The 15,672-nt window shown below is 42.8% G+C and carries 12 protein-coding genes; 1 reads left to right on the top strand and 11 read right to left on the bottom strand.

What is annotated here, in order from left to right; genetic code table 11:
• Nucleotides 1–17 precede the first annotated feature (17 nt).
• The 10 genes from ABIC84_RS18595 to ABIC84_RS18550 all read right to left on the bottom strand — a co-directional run bounded on the left by ABIC84_RS18595 (nucleotide 18) and on the right by ABIC84_RS18550 (nucleotide 13,865).
• Nucleotides 18–857 (bottom strand): chromate resistance protein ChrB domain-containing protein, encoded by an 840-nt coding sequence (locus ABIC84_RS18595; protein ID WP_426587607.1) that lies wholly within the window; start codon nucleotides 855–857, stop codon nucleotides 18–20.
• A gap of 109 nt (nucleotides 858–966) precedes the next feature.
• Entirely contained in the window at nucleotides 967–2,175 is a 1,209-nt protein-coding gene (locus ABIC84_RS18590) for a glycoside hydrolase family 88/105 protein (protein WP_426587605.1), read from the bottom strand.
• A 109-nt stretch (nucleotides 2,176–2,284) separates the two neighbouring features.
• Nucleotides 2,285–3,940, bottom strand: coding sequence for a glycoside hydrolase family 43 protein (locus ABIC84_RS18585; RefSeq protein ID WP_429264503.1), 1,656 nt, complete (start codon nucleotides 3,938–3,940; stop codon nucleotides 2,285–2,287).
• Entirely contained in the window at nucleotides 3,930–4,727 is a 798-nt protein-coding gene (locus tag ABIC84_RS18580; protein WP_429264502.1) for a rhamnogalacturonan acetylesterase, read from the bottom strand. The genes ABIC84_RS18585 and ABIC84_RS18580 overlap by 11 nt, the downstream gene beginning before the upstream one ends.
• Nucleotides 4,728–4,832: 105 nt before the next feature.
• Nucleotides 4,833–6,491, bottom strand: a complete 1,659-nt coding sequence (locus ABIC84_RS18575; RefSeq protein WP_429264501.1) for a RagB/SusD family nutrient uptake outer membrane protein — start codon at nucleotides 6,489–6,491, stop codon at nucleotides 4,833–4,835.
• A gap of 28 nt (nucleotides 6,492–6,519) precedes the next feature.
• Nucleotides 6,520–9,777 (bottom strand): SusC/RagA family TonB-linked outer membrane protein, encoded by a 3,258-nt coding sequence (locus tag ABIC84_RS18570; RefSeq protein ID WP_429264500.1) that lies wholly within the window; start codon nucleotides 9,775–9,777, stop codon nucleotides 6,520–6,522.
• 243 nt (nucleotides 9,778–10,020) lie between these two features.
• A complete protein-coding gene (locus ABIC84_RS18565) occupies nucleotides 10,021–11,040 on the bottom strand; it encodes a FecR family protein (protein WP_426587595.1) in 1,020 nt (339 codons plus the stop codon).
• Nucleotides 11,041–11,104: 64 nt separating this feature from the next.
• On the bottom strand, nucleotides 11,105–11,770 hold the full coding sequence (locus ABIC84_RS18560; protein WP_429264499.1) for an RNA polymerase sigma factor: 666 nt from the start codon (nucleotides 11,768–11,770) through the stop codon (nucleotides 11,105–11,107).
• A gap of 135 nt (nucleotides 11,771–11,905) precedes the next feature.
• Nucleotides 11,906–12,259, bottom strand: a complete 354-nt coding sequence (locus ABIC84_RS18555; protein WP_129570123.1) for a HopJ type III effector protein — start codon at nucleotides 12,257–12,259, stop codon at nucleotides 11,906–11,908.
• 91 nt (nucleotides 12,260–12,350) lie between these two features.
• Nucleotides 12,351–13,865 carry a lipase maturation factor family protein gene (locus ABIC84_RS18550; RefSeq protein ID WP_426587591.1) on the bottom strand — a complete coding sequence of 505 codons (1,515 nt, stop codon included), beginning with the start codon at nucleotides 13,863–13,865 and terminating at the stop codon, nucleotides 12,351–12,353.
• A gap of 175 nt (nucleotides 13,866–14,040) precedes the next feature.
• Between ABIC84_RS18550 and ABIC84_RS18545 the strand changes: the two genes are divergently transcribed.
• Nucleotides 14,041–14,403: a DUF1003 domain-containing protein gene (locus tag ABIC84_RS18545; protein WP_426587589.1), complete on the top strand. Its 363-nt coding sequence runs from the start codon at nucleotides 14,041–14,043 to the stop codon at nucleotides 14,401–14,403.
• A gap of 185 nt (nucleotides 14,404–14,588) precedes the next feature.
• On the opposite strand, the gene ABIC84_RS18540 is transcribed toward ABIC84_RS18545, so the two are convergent.
• Nucleotides 14,589–15,638 carry a metallophosphoesterase gene (locus ABIC84_RS18540; RefSeq protein WP_429264498.1) on the bottom strand — a complete coding sequence of 350 codons (1,050 nt, stop codon included), beginning with the start codon at nucleotides 15,636–15,638 and terminating at the stop codon, nucleotides 14,589–14,591.
• Nucleotides 15,639–15,672 lie beyond the last annotated feature (34 nt).

The following is a 15,672-nucleotide window of genomic DNA, read 5'->3' as shown; positions in this document are numbered from 1 at the left end:
TACCATTTGGATAGATTTTACTTTTTGGCCAGGATTTTTTTATACTCCGAAGGGCTTTGCCCAGTATGTTGTTTAAAAATCCTCGAAAAATGGCCCTGATCAGAAAAGCCGGTCAGGTAAGCAATCTCTGTGAAGCTGTGGGTGGTGGTCTCCATCAGGTTAATGGCTTTTTCAATCCGCATTTTCCGGATATAATCGCCAAAGCTCATATTCTCAAAATATTTGGAAAACTCCCTGGATAAATAAGCCGGGTTGATTTCCAGCTCTTCGGATGCCTGTTGCAGGCTCAGGCTCATATTGGTGTCGATCTGGTCCTGGATCATCTCTTTCAGTTCATTTGTCCAGGATGGCGCTTTTTTATCTTCTTTAGTTTTGAGGTACTGGTGGTAAACCTCTATAAGCCTTTGTTCAACAGGCCCGTCTGTATGTTTTTGTTTATGGAGGTATTTGGCCCAGTTGTATAGTCCGTCGTAGATCACCATGCCTAATGCCAGGAGTTGCTGATCATCGGCAATATCATGCCTTAACCCCGAAAATACCGCTTCCAAACCGGCTGATTGCGGCGCAAAATCGTGACGGTCGGTGTCCGCGCCCCTGATTATTGAGGCCAGTCGATTTAAAGCTACATCTTTTAACTGGTGTTTTTTAAGGAAATAATCAAAGGTGCATTGATCTTCGTAATGGGTATATTCTACATTGGGAATATCAAAGGGGATAGCATCCAGTTCAGCTGCCTTCGCCAGCACTTCCTCGTACGGAACGTAGATAATTTCACCTTCAGGATCAATGAAGCGTTTGATGAGCCAGGGGCAGGCAATACGGTCAATTTTAGGACGGGCACGCGTGATCCATTTCATAGTGGATCAAAGTTAAAAATCTAAAGCATATTAGTGGCGACCCCATTCCTATAATCGGCAATGGAATTAGTGATAATTATGATACATAAGATTTTTTCGACTACCAGAATTATTGTTTTATCATTCCGCTATGCGCATCGGCCAGGCGCTCTACCTCAACACTGGCTAATATAAATGCGCCGACACCTTTAGCATCGTTAGTTATTACCTTTTCGCTTAAATAATACTCGTAACTCCCATCCCGGTATGGTTTCCCTCCAAGACCCGACACACTGACGGTGCCGTTAAGATTCAACTGCCCATTTGCATCTGTTTCAATAAACTTTTTGATAATTCCGTTATAGCCTTTTTGAATGGCGGGTAAATAGGTTGGTTGTAAGTATCCCTGCCTCACCGCTTTTGCCATGGTATATACAAACATGCATGATGCCGATGCTTCCGGATAATTCCCTTTGGCGTCACTTTTGTCAAGTACCTGGTACCACAAGCCAGAATTTTCATCCTGATATTTAACAATTGCCTCGGCAAACCGGTTAAGTATTGCCAGTAACTCCACGCGTTTGGGATGCTGCGCCGGAAAATAATCAAGCACATCAACCAATGCCATCCCATACCAACCCATTGCCCGGCCCCAAAAATTAGCCGACTGACCGGTTTCCGGGTTAGCCCAACGTTCTTTTTTACTTTGATCCCAGCCATGATACAACAGCCCGGTTTTTGTGTCGCGGGCTTTTTCTTCCATCAGGATAAATTGCCTGGCTATATCATTAAATGCGGTATCTTCATGAAAAGCAGCAGCATATTCGGTATAAAAAGGCTCGCCCATATATAAACCGTCCAGCCACATCTGGTTTGGGTAACGGTTTTTATGCCAAAAGCCTCCCTGTGGTACACGCGGTTGTTTCCGCAGTTGTTCACGCAGCAACGTTGCCGCTTTATAGTATTTTTTGGCACCCAGCACTTTATATAACGTCAACAAATTACGGCCGCACAATACGTTATCTATATTATAATCAGCTTGCCGATAGGTGCGGATATTGCCGTCGGCCGTAACATATCTGTCCATACATCGCTGTATATAGCTGAAGTATCTTTTGTCGCCTGTTTGTTGCCACACGCCCTCTATGCCTTTCAAAATCACGCCCTGGTCATAAGTCCACTTGTCGCCGGTTGTCAGGCTGTCTTTCCAGATATTCATAACCGTTTGTGTCATGCGCTGCGAGTAAGGCTGCTTGTTTTGTGCCTGTAATATCAATGAACACTGTGCAAGGATGGCAATAACAAGCAGGCGCCTTTTTATAAGCTGATTACTTCTCATACGAATTCATTTTGGTGATGATAAACTAACCGGATCATCTTCATTTATTTTTATTTGTTGTTGATTTACAATTGATGGATACCAGTTCCAATATAGCCCACACAACGTGTTAATTATTAGGCGTTACCCTAAACCAGTCTACATCAGCATAGCCCGAATCATTGATCTGGCTTGTACGCGTACAAAACAAGCCAATCTTGGCCCCAATCCAACGGCCTGCCTCGGCCGTAAATGGCCTGCCGGTATTTTTATAATCTATTCCATCGGTGCTGTAGCTGAAGTTACATACAGTATTCTTCGTTACTTTAACACGCAGGTAAACAGTTGGTGACGATAGCTTCGTAATTACTTCCTCCAGCTCCTTTTTGCCCTTATCTGCTTCCGTACAAGTAGTAAATACCAGGTATATGCCATCCTTTTTACTTTGCATGGCTATATTAGCGTAGCTGAAACCCATAATGGTAAGTCCCGTTTTTTCACCCTCCAGCTTTAAGTTAGGCGTAAAGGTGATTTTGGTAGTAGCCATAAATTCATCAGCCGGAAACTTTTGTAACAGCACATTTGGCGTAAACCACAGGTTAGCGGGATCATTTGGGGGTTGATAACTATAAAGCCTCAAAGCACCTTTATTGGTGTTCATAAACATCCATACGGGCTTCGCGTTAGCCATCCATTGCCATTGTAAGCCCGGAGACATGGTATTAAATTCGTCACTTTCCTGCGGAGTGCTTACCGGAAAGATTTTACCAACAACGGGCTTTTTATACGTTAATACCGGTTCGCCTTTGCCATCACCATCCGTATCCACACCAATAACAGGCCAGTTATCCTTCCAGATCATTGGTTGTAAATGCACCACGCGCCCATAAACGCCTTTGTCCTGGAAATGCAGAAACCAGTCTTCTCCGGTTGGTGTATCCACCCAAGCACCCTGATGTGGGCCATTGATGCTACTTTTCCCCTGATCCATTACTACCCGCCGCTCATATGGCCCATAGATACTTTTTGAACGTAGTGCCAGTTGCCAGCCTGTGGGGACGCCCCCTGCCGGAGCAAAAATGTAGTAAAACCCGTTACGCTTATAAAACTTCGGGCCTTCTATGGTAGGGTCCATTTCATGTCCGTCATAAACAATCACGCCATCGTCAACTACCCTGGTTCCGTCATTATTTAATTTGTTTACAGCGATTACGCTTTTTATACCTGCCCGGCTTCCTGCAAAGCCGTGCACAAGGTACATGCTGCCGTCGCTATCCAGCAGCGGGCAGGGATCTATTATACCTTTGCCTTCCATTACCATAACGGGTTTGCTCCAGGGGCCGGCGGGATTTTTTGCTTTTACCACGTAAATGCCAAAATCAGGGTCAGGATAATAAATATAAAATTCGTTATGGTAATAGCGGATGGCGGGAGCCCAAACCCCATCGCCGTGCCGCGGTACGTCAAAATGATCAAAGGGTGGCTGCTTCAATAACGCGTAACCTAAGATGCTCCAGTTAACCAGATCTTTTGAATGCAAAACAGGCAAACCCGGAATTGCTTCAAAGCTTGAAGATACAAGATAGAAATCGTTGCCAACGCGAATAGCGTCAGGATCGGAATAATCGGCATTTATCACCGGATTTTTATAGGTGCCATTACCCTGATCAGCCACCCATACTTTAGAGATATAATTGGCACCAGTTACGGATAGTCCTTTTTTTTGTTGCGCAAGAACCTGTCCGTTTATAATTAATAGCGTAACGAACAGTAATTTATTTTTCATATAACGGTTTAACATTTGAATGCGCGATATGCGGGGTAAGTCCAAGCTTTAACGACCGGATGCCTGCTAAAACTATTTCGGCCATTTTCAGGGCTCCCAACTCACTAAAGTGCGTATCATCAGCCCGGCCTTCCGGATAGTTAATACTTTCTCCCGGAGTAAGGTAATTAAACAACTTTTTTGATCCCTCGGGTCCGAGTTTTTGCAATAAAGCCTGGCTTTCCCTGTCCAGGTCAATCAGCGGGACCTTTTGTTCTGCTGCCAGTTTACGCACTATGGCCGAATACACTTCATGTGTGCCAACTATGGTTCCTGTTGTATCAAACTTTCTTCGCGCTGCTGGTGTCAGCAATACCGGGTTTGCTTTTTTTTTCCTGGTTTCACGGATGAACCTTGCTAGGTTATCCCCGAACCCCTGCTTATTGATATAGCTCTTTTTAGTAGGCACTTCATCATTATGGCCAAATTGTATAAATACATAATCGCCTTCCTTTAAACTGCCGATAATAGAACTCCATAAGCCTTCACTAATAAACGTTTGGGTGCTTCGGCCATTCTGTGCACGGTTGTCAACAACTACCGTACTATCAAAAAAAGCGCTGAAAGGCATCCCCCAACCTGTCTCGGGAAATGCCTTTGGCTGCTTATTGGCCATTGTTGAATCACCCGCCAGGTATACGGTGGTATGGCCGGGAGTAATCAGAAAAGACATCAATAACAACGCGCTTATTAAAACACAAATAAATAATAAGCCTTTAATTTTAATATTACCGCTCTTATACATCATATATTGTTTTTTAACAAAATGTTTTCTCTCCGGTTGCATGCTTATAGCAGGCTCAAAAATTATAAAAAGGGATCATTTATCAGATCCCTTTTATACCGTTTCAAATTAATTATAGCCCGGGTTTTGTTTAAATACATCTTTATTGGTTACGGCATCAATTTGTCCCTGAGGTATGGGTCGTACCAATTCATATGGCTTGAAATTGGCTGCGGCGTCCGGGTTCATAGCCTGGATCCGGCTCGCCAATTTACCCGTCCGCTTCAAATCAAACCAGCGTAACTGTTCGCCGCCCAACTCACGTGCTCTTTCGTCCAAAATAAAATCGAGCGTAACCTGTGCGGGAGTGATCTGCATTTCTGCTATATGACCAGGTTTTGCCGCCCTTGTCCTGAGTACGTTAATATAAGTTGCCGCGGTTCCCGGGTCGCCCAGGTTTAATTTTGCTTCGGCAGCAATCAGGTACATCTCGGCCAGCCTGATCACAAAGACATCGCGGGCACTTTGGGCCTCAGCCACACTTGCACGTGTTGAATCTTTAAATTTCGATAAAGAAACATAAAACTTACGCTGAATAGGTACCCCATTTGATTTATATACCTTGGACAGGTCATAAGTAACGTATTTACTGCTCTGCGACGCTGCAGGTATAGTTGCATTAGGGGTATAACAAACCGTATCGCCAACTTTAACAGCATTACCATTATAAGTACCTGCTTTGTTAGCATACCAAACACTTTGGAAAGAACCGCCATAGCGTGAATCATTTTGCTGATCGAACATGTTTAGATAAGCCAAAGTGGGCATATACCTGTTAAACGGCCTTCCGTTTGGAATATCACGGACGAGCAGGCTTGAATTTATCTGGTCATAAACCATCAGGTATAGTAAGTGCCCGTTGTTTGAACCGCGATAGTGCCCGTTTGGATATGTTGCCGAGGTAAGATCATTATTGGCCAGGTTGGTTGAATAATCAATGGCCCAAATCACTTCCTTGTTTTTCAGGTTCCCCATATTCCACAGATCAGCATATTTAGGCTGCAATACATAGCTATAGTTTTTAATCACATCATCGGCCATGTTAAATGCCTCGGCATTCATACCCCGGGTTAAGTACATCCGTGCTAAAAAAGCTTTAGCTACCGGCACTGTTGCCCGTCCATAATCGGTGGTGGTTGGAGTCAGGTTAGCTACTGCAAATGTAAGATCTTCAAATATCTGCTTATAAAAAGTCTCAACCGGTGTTTTATTAGCTTCTGTATTGGCACCTGCGGTTGGTTTGGTGGTAAAGTTTACACCGCCCCAGGTTTCAACAATATGCCAGTAATAAAATGCTCTTAAAAAACGCAGCTCGGCTTCGCGGTTCAATTTTTGGGCTGCCGTATAATCTGTAACGGCAGCAATCTGGGCTATGCCCGTATTACATAAATTTACACCGGCATACAAGTTGTTCCACAATAACGGCAGCGGGTCTGCAGTGCCTTGTAAATTAATATATTGAGTAAACATTGGGTATGGGTCGCCGGTACCGCTCGTCCAGATATCCGTTCCCATTTCAGAGGCCAGGTACCCTTCTTCCTTCCCATACCAAAACCGGGTATAGGTATAGGCTGCATTAACCAATGTTTCAAAACCTACCGCTTTGGTATAAACCGTTGTAGCGGTTAAGTTACTGGGGTTATATTCTTCGAGCTTTTTGCTGCAGGCACTAAATAAAGTGGCAATGGCTATAAGCAGCAGCGCCCAACTTTTTAGTAAATTTTTCATAATATATTTTTTAAGATATTAGTATTTGTTAAAAAGAAAGGTTTACACCGGCCAGGAACAATTTAGTAAGTGGCCTGTCAAATGAACCACCGCCTTCAGGATCATAATCCTTTATCTTTGAGAAGGTCGCAAAGTTTTTGGCGCTCACATAGATTCTTAAATTAGATACATGGATGGGTTTAGTTACACTTGCGGGAAAGGTAAACCCAAGCGTTGCGTTCCTTATTTTAACATACGAACCATCTTTGTAGCCCAAGGTTGAAGCAAATGGCTCGGATGCCTTTGTGATATTGGCACTTGGCCTTGGGTAGGCGTTTGTTGGGTTTTCCGGCGTCCAATAGTCTACATTGGCGCCATTTTCAATTCCATTCGGCTCATACTTCAATGCGTATTGAGATACGAACGTCTGCCCGATACGTCCAAATACCTGCACATTTAAATCGAAGCCCTTATATTTGAAATCGTTGCTAAAGCCAAAGCTATACCTTGGGACAGCTGAGCCAAGTATTTTACGGTCAAATGTTGTGGTAAACTTTCCGTCATTATCTAAATCAGCAACCTTAATGTCACCTGGCTTGTACCCATAAGTTGCAGCCTGGGCGGCTTCAGATGTTTGCCAGATACCTGTTTTTTGATAATCGTAAAAAGATACAACCGGGTAGCCTATAAACCAGCCATTGGCAAGGTCGTTCACACCATTTGGTAAATAAGTGATGCGTTCCTTATTGCGTGTATAGGTGATATTGGATGTCCATGTAAAGCTTTCTGATTGGATGTTAATGGTTTTCAGTGCAATCTCAATACCTGTATTACGGCTTTTGCCAACATTGGCCAATGTTCTTAGCGCTCCTGTTGAGGCAGGTAATTGCTGTGGCAATAACAAATCCCTGGTGTGCGAATCATAATAATCTATAGTGCCCGAAACCCTGTCTTTATAAATTCCGAAATCTATACCGGCGTTTAAGGTTCCTGTTAACTCCCACTTTAATTGAGGGTTTCCGATATTGGGATCAAGGCCATATGCTAACGCAGTTATATCGTTCCATGAAAATGGAATAAGCACTGCCTTACTTTGTGTTTGGTATGCGCTTACAGCAGCATTGCCGGCAACCCCATAGCTTAAACGTAATTTCAACTCAGAAAACACGTTTTGGGTCTTCATAAATCCCTCATCAACCACACGCCAGGCCGCGGCAGCCGAAGGGAAGAATGCCCATTTATTTCCTGACGACAATACTGATGAACCATCAGCACGCCCGGTGAGGGTTAGTAAATACCTATCTTTAAACGCATAATTTAAACGTAATGCTCCTGAAGTTAAATGTTGCCCAACGTAATTACTTGATATTTTTAAGTTAGACGGATTGTTTTGCAGCGCGTAGAAAGATTGGTCGGGTATTAATTGTCCGGTGCCTTGTGCTGCAGATTGGTCCATAACATTTGATTGATAACTGGTAACACCCGTTACAACTACGCTATGCCTGGCTATTGTCTTTTGCCAGGTAATAATATTTTCCCAAAGCAAATTAGTTTCGTTTGAATTGGTTACTGACGACAATGACCCTGAAGATAAGGCCCGGTTTATAGTATTGGCACTTTCAAAATGGCCGTTTCGTGAACCAGATAGTGTGATACCTAAATTTGACCGTATGGTTAAACCATTTATTGGCTTCCATTCTGCATAGGCGGTTGAAAGCAAATGAATAATCTTGTTTTTATTTACAAACTGGGATGCATCATCATCAAAAAGAGGATTGGCCTGGTTACCGTTACCCGGAAATTTAGCTATACTACCATCTGCATTATACGGATTAAAATAGGGAATAATTTTATTGGCTATGGATAATACCCCATCGTTTCGAAGGTTTTGATCATAATAAGCAAGCTGACTTTGCAGCCCCACTTTAAAAGCTTTGAATAACTGGTGATCTATATTTAACCGCAGGGTATACCTGTTTGAGTAATCATTAGCATATAACCCTTTTTCCTTAAAATAATCAAAAGAAAAGTAGGCTTTTGTTTTTTCACTACCACCGGAAACGCTGGCGTTGTAATCCTGTTGGGAGCCCTTATGCAGTAAAAACCCCGGCCAGTAATATGACAGGCCGCTTTGAACCGCAGCCAGATCGCCTGCACTGGTAAAAACTTTCGGATCGTCGGCAGGGGAATTCCATGTTCCGATAGTTCTGAAGCTTTCACGTTTCAGGTTTGCATATTGCGGCCCTGTCATGGGTACCGGATAGCCTGCAACATCCGAAATTCCATAATATGAACCCGCAGCTACTTTCGGTTGCCCGCTGCTGCCTCTTTTTGTTGTAATTATAATTACGCCGTTTGCTCCGCGCGAACCATAAATAGCAGTTGATGAAGCATCCTTTAAAAACTCCATTGATGCAATATCGTTTTGATTGATATCTTCATAATTGCTGTACTGGATCCCGTCGACTATATAAAGCGGGCCATTACCTGCAGATAGAGACCGGTTACCACGAACAGTTACGCTTACATTTGCACCTGCAGCACCGCTTGTACGCACGATATCTACACCCGAAACCTTTCCCTGAAGCGCTTCCATAGGATTTGATGCCGCAACTTTGGTGATCTCATCCCCCTTAACAGAAACAACGGAACCGGTAAGATCCCTCTTTTTTACCGCGCCATAACCCACAATAATCACCTCTTCGAGCGATTTGCTTAAAGGAACTAAAGCCACCTTTAAAAAGGTTTTGCCATTAACACTCTGTTCTAACGGCCTGAATCCTAAAAAAGTAAATACCAATACGGTATTGGCATTGGGAACAGTAATGGTAAAATCGCCTGAAACATTAGTTGCTACACCGATATCAGTGTCTTTTATCCTTACCGATACACCAGGCAGGGGTTCGCCTTTTTCGTCGGTTACTTTGCCATTTATGGTTATTGTTTCAATTTGCCCATTGTTGTTGCTCGCAGCAGGCCCTACGGTTGTGGTATTAAACAAAATAATATTGTTATCTATCTGGCTGTAGCCAATTCCCCGGCTGGCAAAAAGTTCGTCCAGGATATCCTTTACCGATTTGTCGAGTGAAGAAAGGGTAACACGGGCGTTGGGTGACAGGACATTGTCTTTATATGCAAACCGCAAATTGGTTTGTTTTTCAATTTTTTTGATTACCGATTTTATCGTCTCGTTACCTACTTCCAGCCTGACATTGATCTTATCGAGCGATTGCCCCTTGCTTGAGGAAGCCAAGAGCAATTGGCCGGAGACCAGAAATACCAACAGGATCATAAAACTGAATCGCATAACTTTTCGGAACGTGTTTAAAAATTGGCGTGCAGAGGCACCGGATAATGTGCACCATTGCTTAAACGCAAGAGTTTTTTTCATAACTTGCATTGGTTTTAATCGGTTAATAATAATTGGTTAAATACTTGCCCTGTCGCCGAATGATGTGAGAAGTCGTAAGCAACGGGGCTTTTTTAATCTGGAAGGTTTAAAGTATCAATGTTTCATAGGTTTTTTATTTAAGAGGTAAAAAATTGGTTATTATTCACAGCCGGAACCGGATAGCGTAACATCACCTTCCTTACTCCATTTATAGCTCAGATTATTCAGGTGCGATAATACTTTGATAACCTGTTCCAACCCCGTGGTATTTAAGAAGGTTGCGCTAAAACGGCAGCTTCCTATCTTTTCGTTATCAAGGATAACTTTTACACCATATCTTTCTGTTAAAACGGCCGCGGCTTCTTTCAATGTTATATGATCCATCACCAAATCGGTCTCTTTCCAAAGTACCGTTGTTTTGGCATTCAATATATCTATGGAAGATTGATTATTGATTTCGTTATAACTTATCTGATGATTGGGCAATACAATGCCTAAGGTTTTTTTAGGGGTAGATACTTTAACTTTTCCACGGGTTACCGTTACCTGGATCAAACTGCCTGCCGATTTAATATTAAATGCCGTACCTAACACGCGGGTTGTAATTTGCCCTGTATGCACCAGGAAAGGGTGAAGCGGATCATGCCTTACATCGAAATAAGCTTCGCCGGTTAAATATACTTCGCGGGTTTTCCCGGTGAATTTTGCCGGGTAATCTAAATGACTGTTCTCATTTAATGTCACTACGCTTCCATCGGCCAGCCTGATCTCGTGCACATGGCGGACGGAGTTTGATAGTGTTACCCGGGCCTGCATGGGCATTGGTTTAGGCCTTGTGTGTAAAAAGTACAGGCCTGCGCATATTAACAATGCAATGGTAGCGGCAACCGAACGGATAATTGTTTTGGAGCTTCTTTTTTGAAATGAGTAAACGTTTTTTTCCTTTTTTACAATCTCAAGCAACTTATTGTATAAAACTTCCTGGTGAACGACTTCTGCGTCAGCATCAGGTTTCATTTCAGTATCGGCCCATAGTTTCTCCAATAAACCTTCAATTTCTGGCAAATTCTCCTCTTTGGCCATCAGCTCAAAAAGTTCGTTAAACTCTTCTGTAGTACACGAGGTGTCCAGGTATTTTTGAAATAAGTATTTTATGCGAAAAACAGAGGCTGTTGACATGCTGCACTTGGCTGGTTTAAAACCAATTCATATACATGACGATAAAAAGAGAAGAGAGGACTAATCAGATCTGAAAAAAAATAAAAAAAAACGAGATTGTAAGCAGGATGGATAGTTGACCGTGTTTTATAAACTCGCGTATTTTTTTTAAAGCAGTAACAATGTGATTTTTTACCGTGTTTTTTGACAGGTTTAGCTTATCAGCAATTTGCTCATGCGTAAGCCCTTCTTCCCGGCTTAAATTGAGTATCAATTGTTGCTGCTGAGTAAGCATTTGCAAACAATGTATCACATGCTGGTTATATTCTTTAAAATCATGATTTGAGGCTGCAGTTGCCTGCTCATACAGCATGTGTTGGTTAAGGAGCTGCTGTATTTTTTTTTCGCGGGCGGCCGTACGTAAAAAGTCGAGTGATTTATTTACAGCCATCCGGTGAAGAAAAGCATCAACATTTTCTACTTCACTTAAGATCTCTTTAGCCGACCAGATCTTTACAAAAATATCAAGCACCAATTCTTCTGCAATTTCGCGAGACTTGACAACTTTATAAATATAAGCGAAAAGCCGGGGTTGGTTTTTTTGGAAGAATAATTTAAAAGCAAGCTCATCGCCCGATGACAGACGCTGGTGCAGCGAATTTGATATTTCGTCACCTATATCGGATGAACCCAAATTGTTAAACAAAGCAATATTATAATTGGAATCATAAAGTAACAATCTATTATTCAAATAATCAATAAGTAAGTGAATAAATGATTGTTTAGAATACAATTAATAATACGCTCTGTACCGGTCAACCTTTACTTAAATGATATATCGTAAATTATTGCTAAATATGTCGATAACGGAATCTTAAGGTCCGCTTCAGACCTGTCCTGACTTCAATACAAGTGCATCTCCTTCAAACCTGATTCCCGGCCAGCCATAGGCCATAAACTGACGGATATTCTGATGATCTGTACCATCTGGATTTGCAAGGACGGTCCTATAGTGCTCCGCAAATAAATAAAGCGTATCAGGCTCACTTAGATTATTGAGTTGTGCAAAAGCGAAAACCCTGGCGCTGCCCTGGTTCTGAGCTGCTTCGTTATAAACATTGCCATTTTTAAATGCAGTTGGCTGATGCTCGTAATAATTATTAATAAATTCGATAACTTCATTAAATGTAACTGTACCCTCTTTTAGGGCGGTAAGTAAACCAGACAATTGCTCTTTCATTAAGAAAATATTTTCGCGAAAATAAAATTTAAAAATAGTTATTGATGCAGGTCGTTGATTTCAATTGAAATGGAGCCGGATTAACCGTAGCCTATAGCCAGCCCTGGCCTTTCAGATAAGCAACAAATTGCGGGTTTTGCGCGGAAAGCACCGGTAACCATAATCCTAACTTTTCCCGCTCCCAGTAAGGGCCGGCACCAGGCGCGGGACGGGCAAAACGGTAACGGTAAATAACTGCACGAATATAACGCGGTGGTTTTTCCGGGAAAGGATTTCCGGCAAATAAACCAACTACCCCCGGTTCATTATGCAATAGTTTCCACGCCAGATGATATGTCCAGGGGTACTGATCGGCTGTGGACATTGCGGCAAACCACATCTGCCAGTCCAGTCTTAATTGGTACGGCGCCACCTGGCGAGGAGACTGGTCAGGTGCTACCGGCAAGCCATTATAAGGATAAGCTTTCCAGTTTGCACTATCGGGATTGAGGTCTCTTGTTCCTTCAAAAACTACATTAAAACGTTCCTGTCCCACGCTGCCGAATGCACCATAGGTATTTACAAGCTCCAGTGGATCAAATGAGGTATTCATAATTTGTTTGGGCGACAGGAGGTTAAACGCGGGCTGGAAGCTTAGCAATCCTACTATACAAGTTACTATCAGTGCGGTGTACTGCATAGGCTGCGAAACTTCAGCTTGCTCTTCGGCCTTCGCAGCTTTGCGTACAAGTACACCCGGCAAAAGCTTAGCCCAAAAACCATCATCAAGGCAAGCCAGCGCAGGCACAATGGTAAGCCAATTCAAAAAAGAAAGGTTCCCGCTCGAGATGATTGCAAATTGAAACAAAATAATAACACTACCAGCGATGTGTCTGAATATCCGCGGGCCAAAAACAAACCAGGGTGCCAATAGTTCGGCCAGCCAATTGAACCAAACACCAAGCCGCAATAACGAATGTGGCAGAAAGTGAAACCAGCGGCTAAACGGTCCCGGTATTGGCTGGGTTTCAAAATAATAATACAATGCAGTTCCATTGCGCCACACAGCATCGCCACGATATTTGATCATTCCAGCACCAAACATAATCCTGAAGATGAGCCAGCGAAACAGGATAATAATGAGCAAAGGCGGCGGGCGTTTAGGAAAGGGCCGCATATCCAGCAAAGGGCATAAAAATATAGCCAGAAAGCCGGTTTCTGTAAGTTGGATTTCCCAACCATAACCATACCAGTCCTGCCCAACATGTACCAATGATAGATACAATACCCACAATACCCCCATTGAAAGCGCGTTGGCATAACCGGCCACAACAATCAGGGATAAAATTAAACCTATCCATGAAACAAGCAGTAATGCCCGATCTGAGTGCCAAAACCAAAACACTGAAGGCAGCCGCATAAATCCTGCTCCTTTTGAACCCAGTGCTATACTTACCTGATGCAAATAATTATCAACCGGTAATAAGCCATTTGCGCCCATTAAGGGCAGTACCTGGTTTATAGCTACAAGGAACGCTACCGCGTAAACCGCACCCAGTAGGCGAAGAATCACAAAGCGGGTGAGCCAGTACTGAGGTGTTGGGATATGTTCAAAGCTATATAACATAATGACATGTATCTTAAAGTTACAGAGATTTGAAGATTATGGGTAGAAATATTTGATTAACGCAGTATGCGAATCAAAATGACTTTTCTTGCTCATACCATAAGGACTTCAGCCCAATAAGCAGCCACAGCAATTAAATTAATATATTTATTACCTAAAGCTTAATTCTTAAAAAATGTCAAACAATAAAAAAAACTGGTATCAAAGGCATATTGATTCTGTGAACTTTGGCCAGCGATTGGCCGACTCTGTAGCGGCCGGCATGGGTTCATGGCGGTTCATCATCATTCAAACCTTAATTGTTGCGTTGTGGATGGCGCTAAACGTAGTGGCCTTTATTGGTCATTGGGATCCCTACCCATACATTTTATTAAACTTGTTGTTTTCAACCCAGGCGGCATATGCAGCCCCGATTATCATGATGGCACAGAACCGCCAAAATGAACGTGACCGCGCCCAGGCCAATGAAGACTTCCGAACCAATGTGGAAGCAAAAAAAGAAATTGAAGAATTACAACTGCGCTTAAACGCCATTTAAGTAGACAAGCTCGACAGAATCCTGGCACTGCTTGAAAAAACGGATAAAAAATAATCAATAATCTCACAAACACGAAACCAACCACCTTTTCAGGATAGTTGGTTTCGTAATCTTTGCCAATCGTTTATTGAGTGTAAACTACGGGGTAATGGTTGCCGGCGCTTTAAGAAAAATCTTCATAGCTATTATTTTACAGGTGTATCAAATAAAGAAACCGTAAATTGGCTATCGGCGTCCGTTTCGCTTGTTTTGGCATAAGGAGAAAATGTTTTGACTGACAACTCGTTGCGCTTAACCGAAAATTTATACAAACGCATCAACCCATTGCCGCCGTTAGGCCTGCTTTGATAATCGTTAAGGAAGACCTTAATCGTGTGGCCGTTAAAAACTTCTGTACGATAACCCTCCCCATTATCACCAACGTGCCCGCAAAGCATCATAAACATATTGGGATTGTTTTTAAGGCTCTCATAAATAGCCTTGCCCTGTGCATTAAAAGGAGCCTGCGGCACATTGGAACCCTTTACCGGGTTAAAGTGTAAAATGGAGTGGCTTACCACAATTGCCTTGCGGGAGACATATTTGCTTAAAATTTGGTTAGCCCAACCATACAGCCCTGCCTGATCTTCGTTAAAAGCATCAAATTCGAGAAACAACACGATAAAATCAATACCTCCCGCAGTAAACAAGTCATAATGGCTATCGTTATTATCACCGTAATGACCGCCATAATATGAACGGCCTTCAAAGTGTTTTACACCAAAATATTGATTATATCCATTAGTAGTGCCTGTAACCGGGTGCTGTGACGGGAACTGGTCATGATTACCAACAGCCAAACCGTAAGGAATACTAACTGGATTTTCCAGGCCATAAAGCGCGGTTTTGGCAAGGTACCACTCGCTTCTGGCTGTTACCGGGTTATCACCATGTTCGGTAATATCACCCATGTGTGCTACATAGGCTATGTTTTCTTTAGTCTTGTTCTTCTGGATCCAGTCAATTTGCGCCTTGAACATCTCAAAAGTTCCGCCAAGCTGTGCCTGGGCCAGGTAGTATTGCGAATCGGGAATTACAGCGATTGAAAAATCGCCGGATTTTACCGTTGCTTCGGGTCCCGGAGTGTTTAACACGGTATCTCTTGGAAGCAATGGTTCTGATTGCGCGCTGTTATTCAACAATAATGAGCCAAGGCAAAGCCCGGCTGCGAATGCATTTCTGTATTTCGGTAACATGTGGTATTAGTTTGATGGTGAAACTATTCCCCGC

Origin of the sequence: Mucilaginibacter sp. 3215 (assembly GCF_050433785.1) — a bacterium.
Taxonomy (GTDB): Bacteria; Bacteroidota; Bacteroidia; order Sphingobacteriales; family Sphingobacteriaceae; genus Mucilaginibacter.
Note: the sequence above shows the minus strand (reverse complement) of the source record. Positions and strands in the feature narration are given on the sequence as shown.

What these genes read in the sequence shown, in the direction of transcription:
- ABIC84_RS18550 (WP_426587591.1), bottom strand. Translation starts at nt 13,865, where the DNA reads ATGTTATATAGCTTTGAACATATCCCAACACCTCAGTACTGGCTCACC.
- ABIC84_RS18540 (WP_429264498.1), bottom strand. Translation starts at nt 15,638, where the DNA reads ATGTTACCGAAATACAGAAATGCATTCGCAGCCGGGCTTTGCCTTGGC.
- ABIC84_RS18590 (WP_426587605.1), bottom strand. Translation starts at nt 2,175, where the DNA reads ATGAGAAGTAATCAGCTTATAAAAAGGCGCCTGCTTGTTATTGCCATC.
- ABIC84_RS18565 (WP_426587595.1), bottom strand. Translation starts at nt 11,040, where the DNA reads ATGTCAACAGCCTCTGTTTTTCGCATAAAATACTTATTTCAAAAATAC.
- ABIC84_RS18575 (WP_429264501.1), bottom strand. Translation starts at nt 6,491, where the DNA reads ATGAAAAATTTACTAAAAAGTTGGGCGCTGCTGCTTATAGCCATTGCC.
- ABIC84_RS18595 (WP_426587607.1), bottom strand. Translation starts at nt 857, where the DNA reads ATGAAATGGATCACGCGTGCCCGTCCTAAAATTGACCGTATTGCCTGC.
- ABIC84_RS18585 (WP_429264503.1), bottom strand. Translation starts at nt 3,940, where the DNA reads ATGAAAAATAAATTACTGTTCGTTACGCTATTAATTATAAACGGACAG.
- ABIC84_RS18580 (WP_429264502.1), bottom strand. Translation starts at nt 4,727, where the DNA reads ATGATGTATAAGAGCGGTAATATTAAAATTAAAGGCTTATTATTTATT.
- ABIC84_RS18545 (WP_426587589.1), top strand. Translation starts at nt 14,041, where the DNA reads ATGTCAAACAATAAAAAAAACTGGTATCAAAGGCATATTGATTCTGTG.
- ABIC84_RS18555 (WP_129570123.1), bottom strand. Translation starts at nt 12,259, where the DNA reads ATGAAAGAGCAATTGTCTGGTTTACTTACCGCCCTAAAAGAGGGTACA.
- ABIC84_RS18570 (WP_429264500.1), bottom strand. Translation starts at nt 9,777, where the DNA reads ATGCGATTCAGTTTTATGATCCTGTTGGTATTTCTGGTCTCCGGCCAA.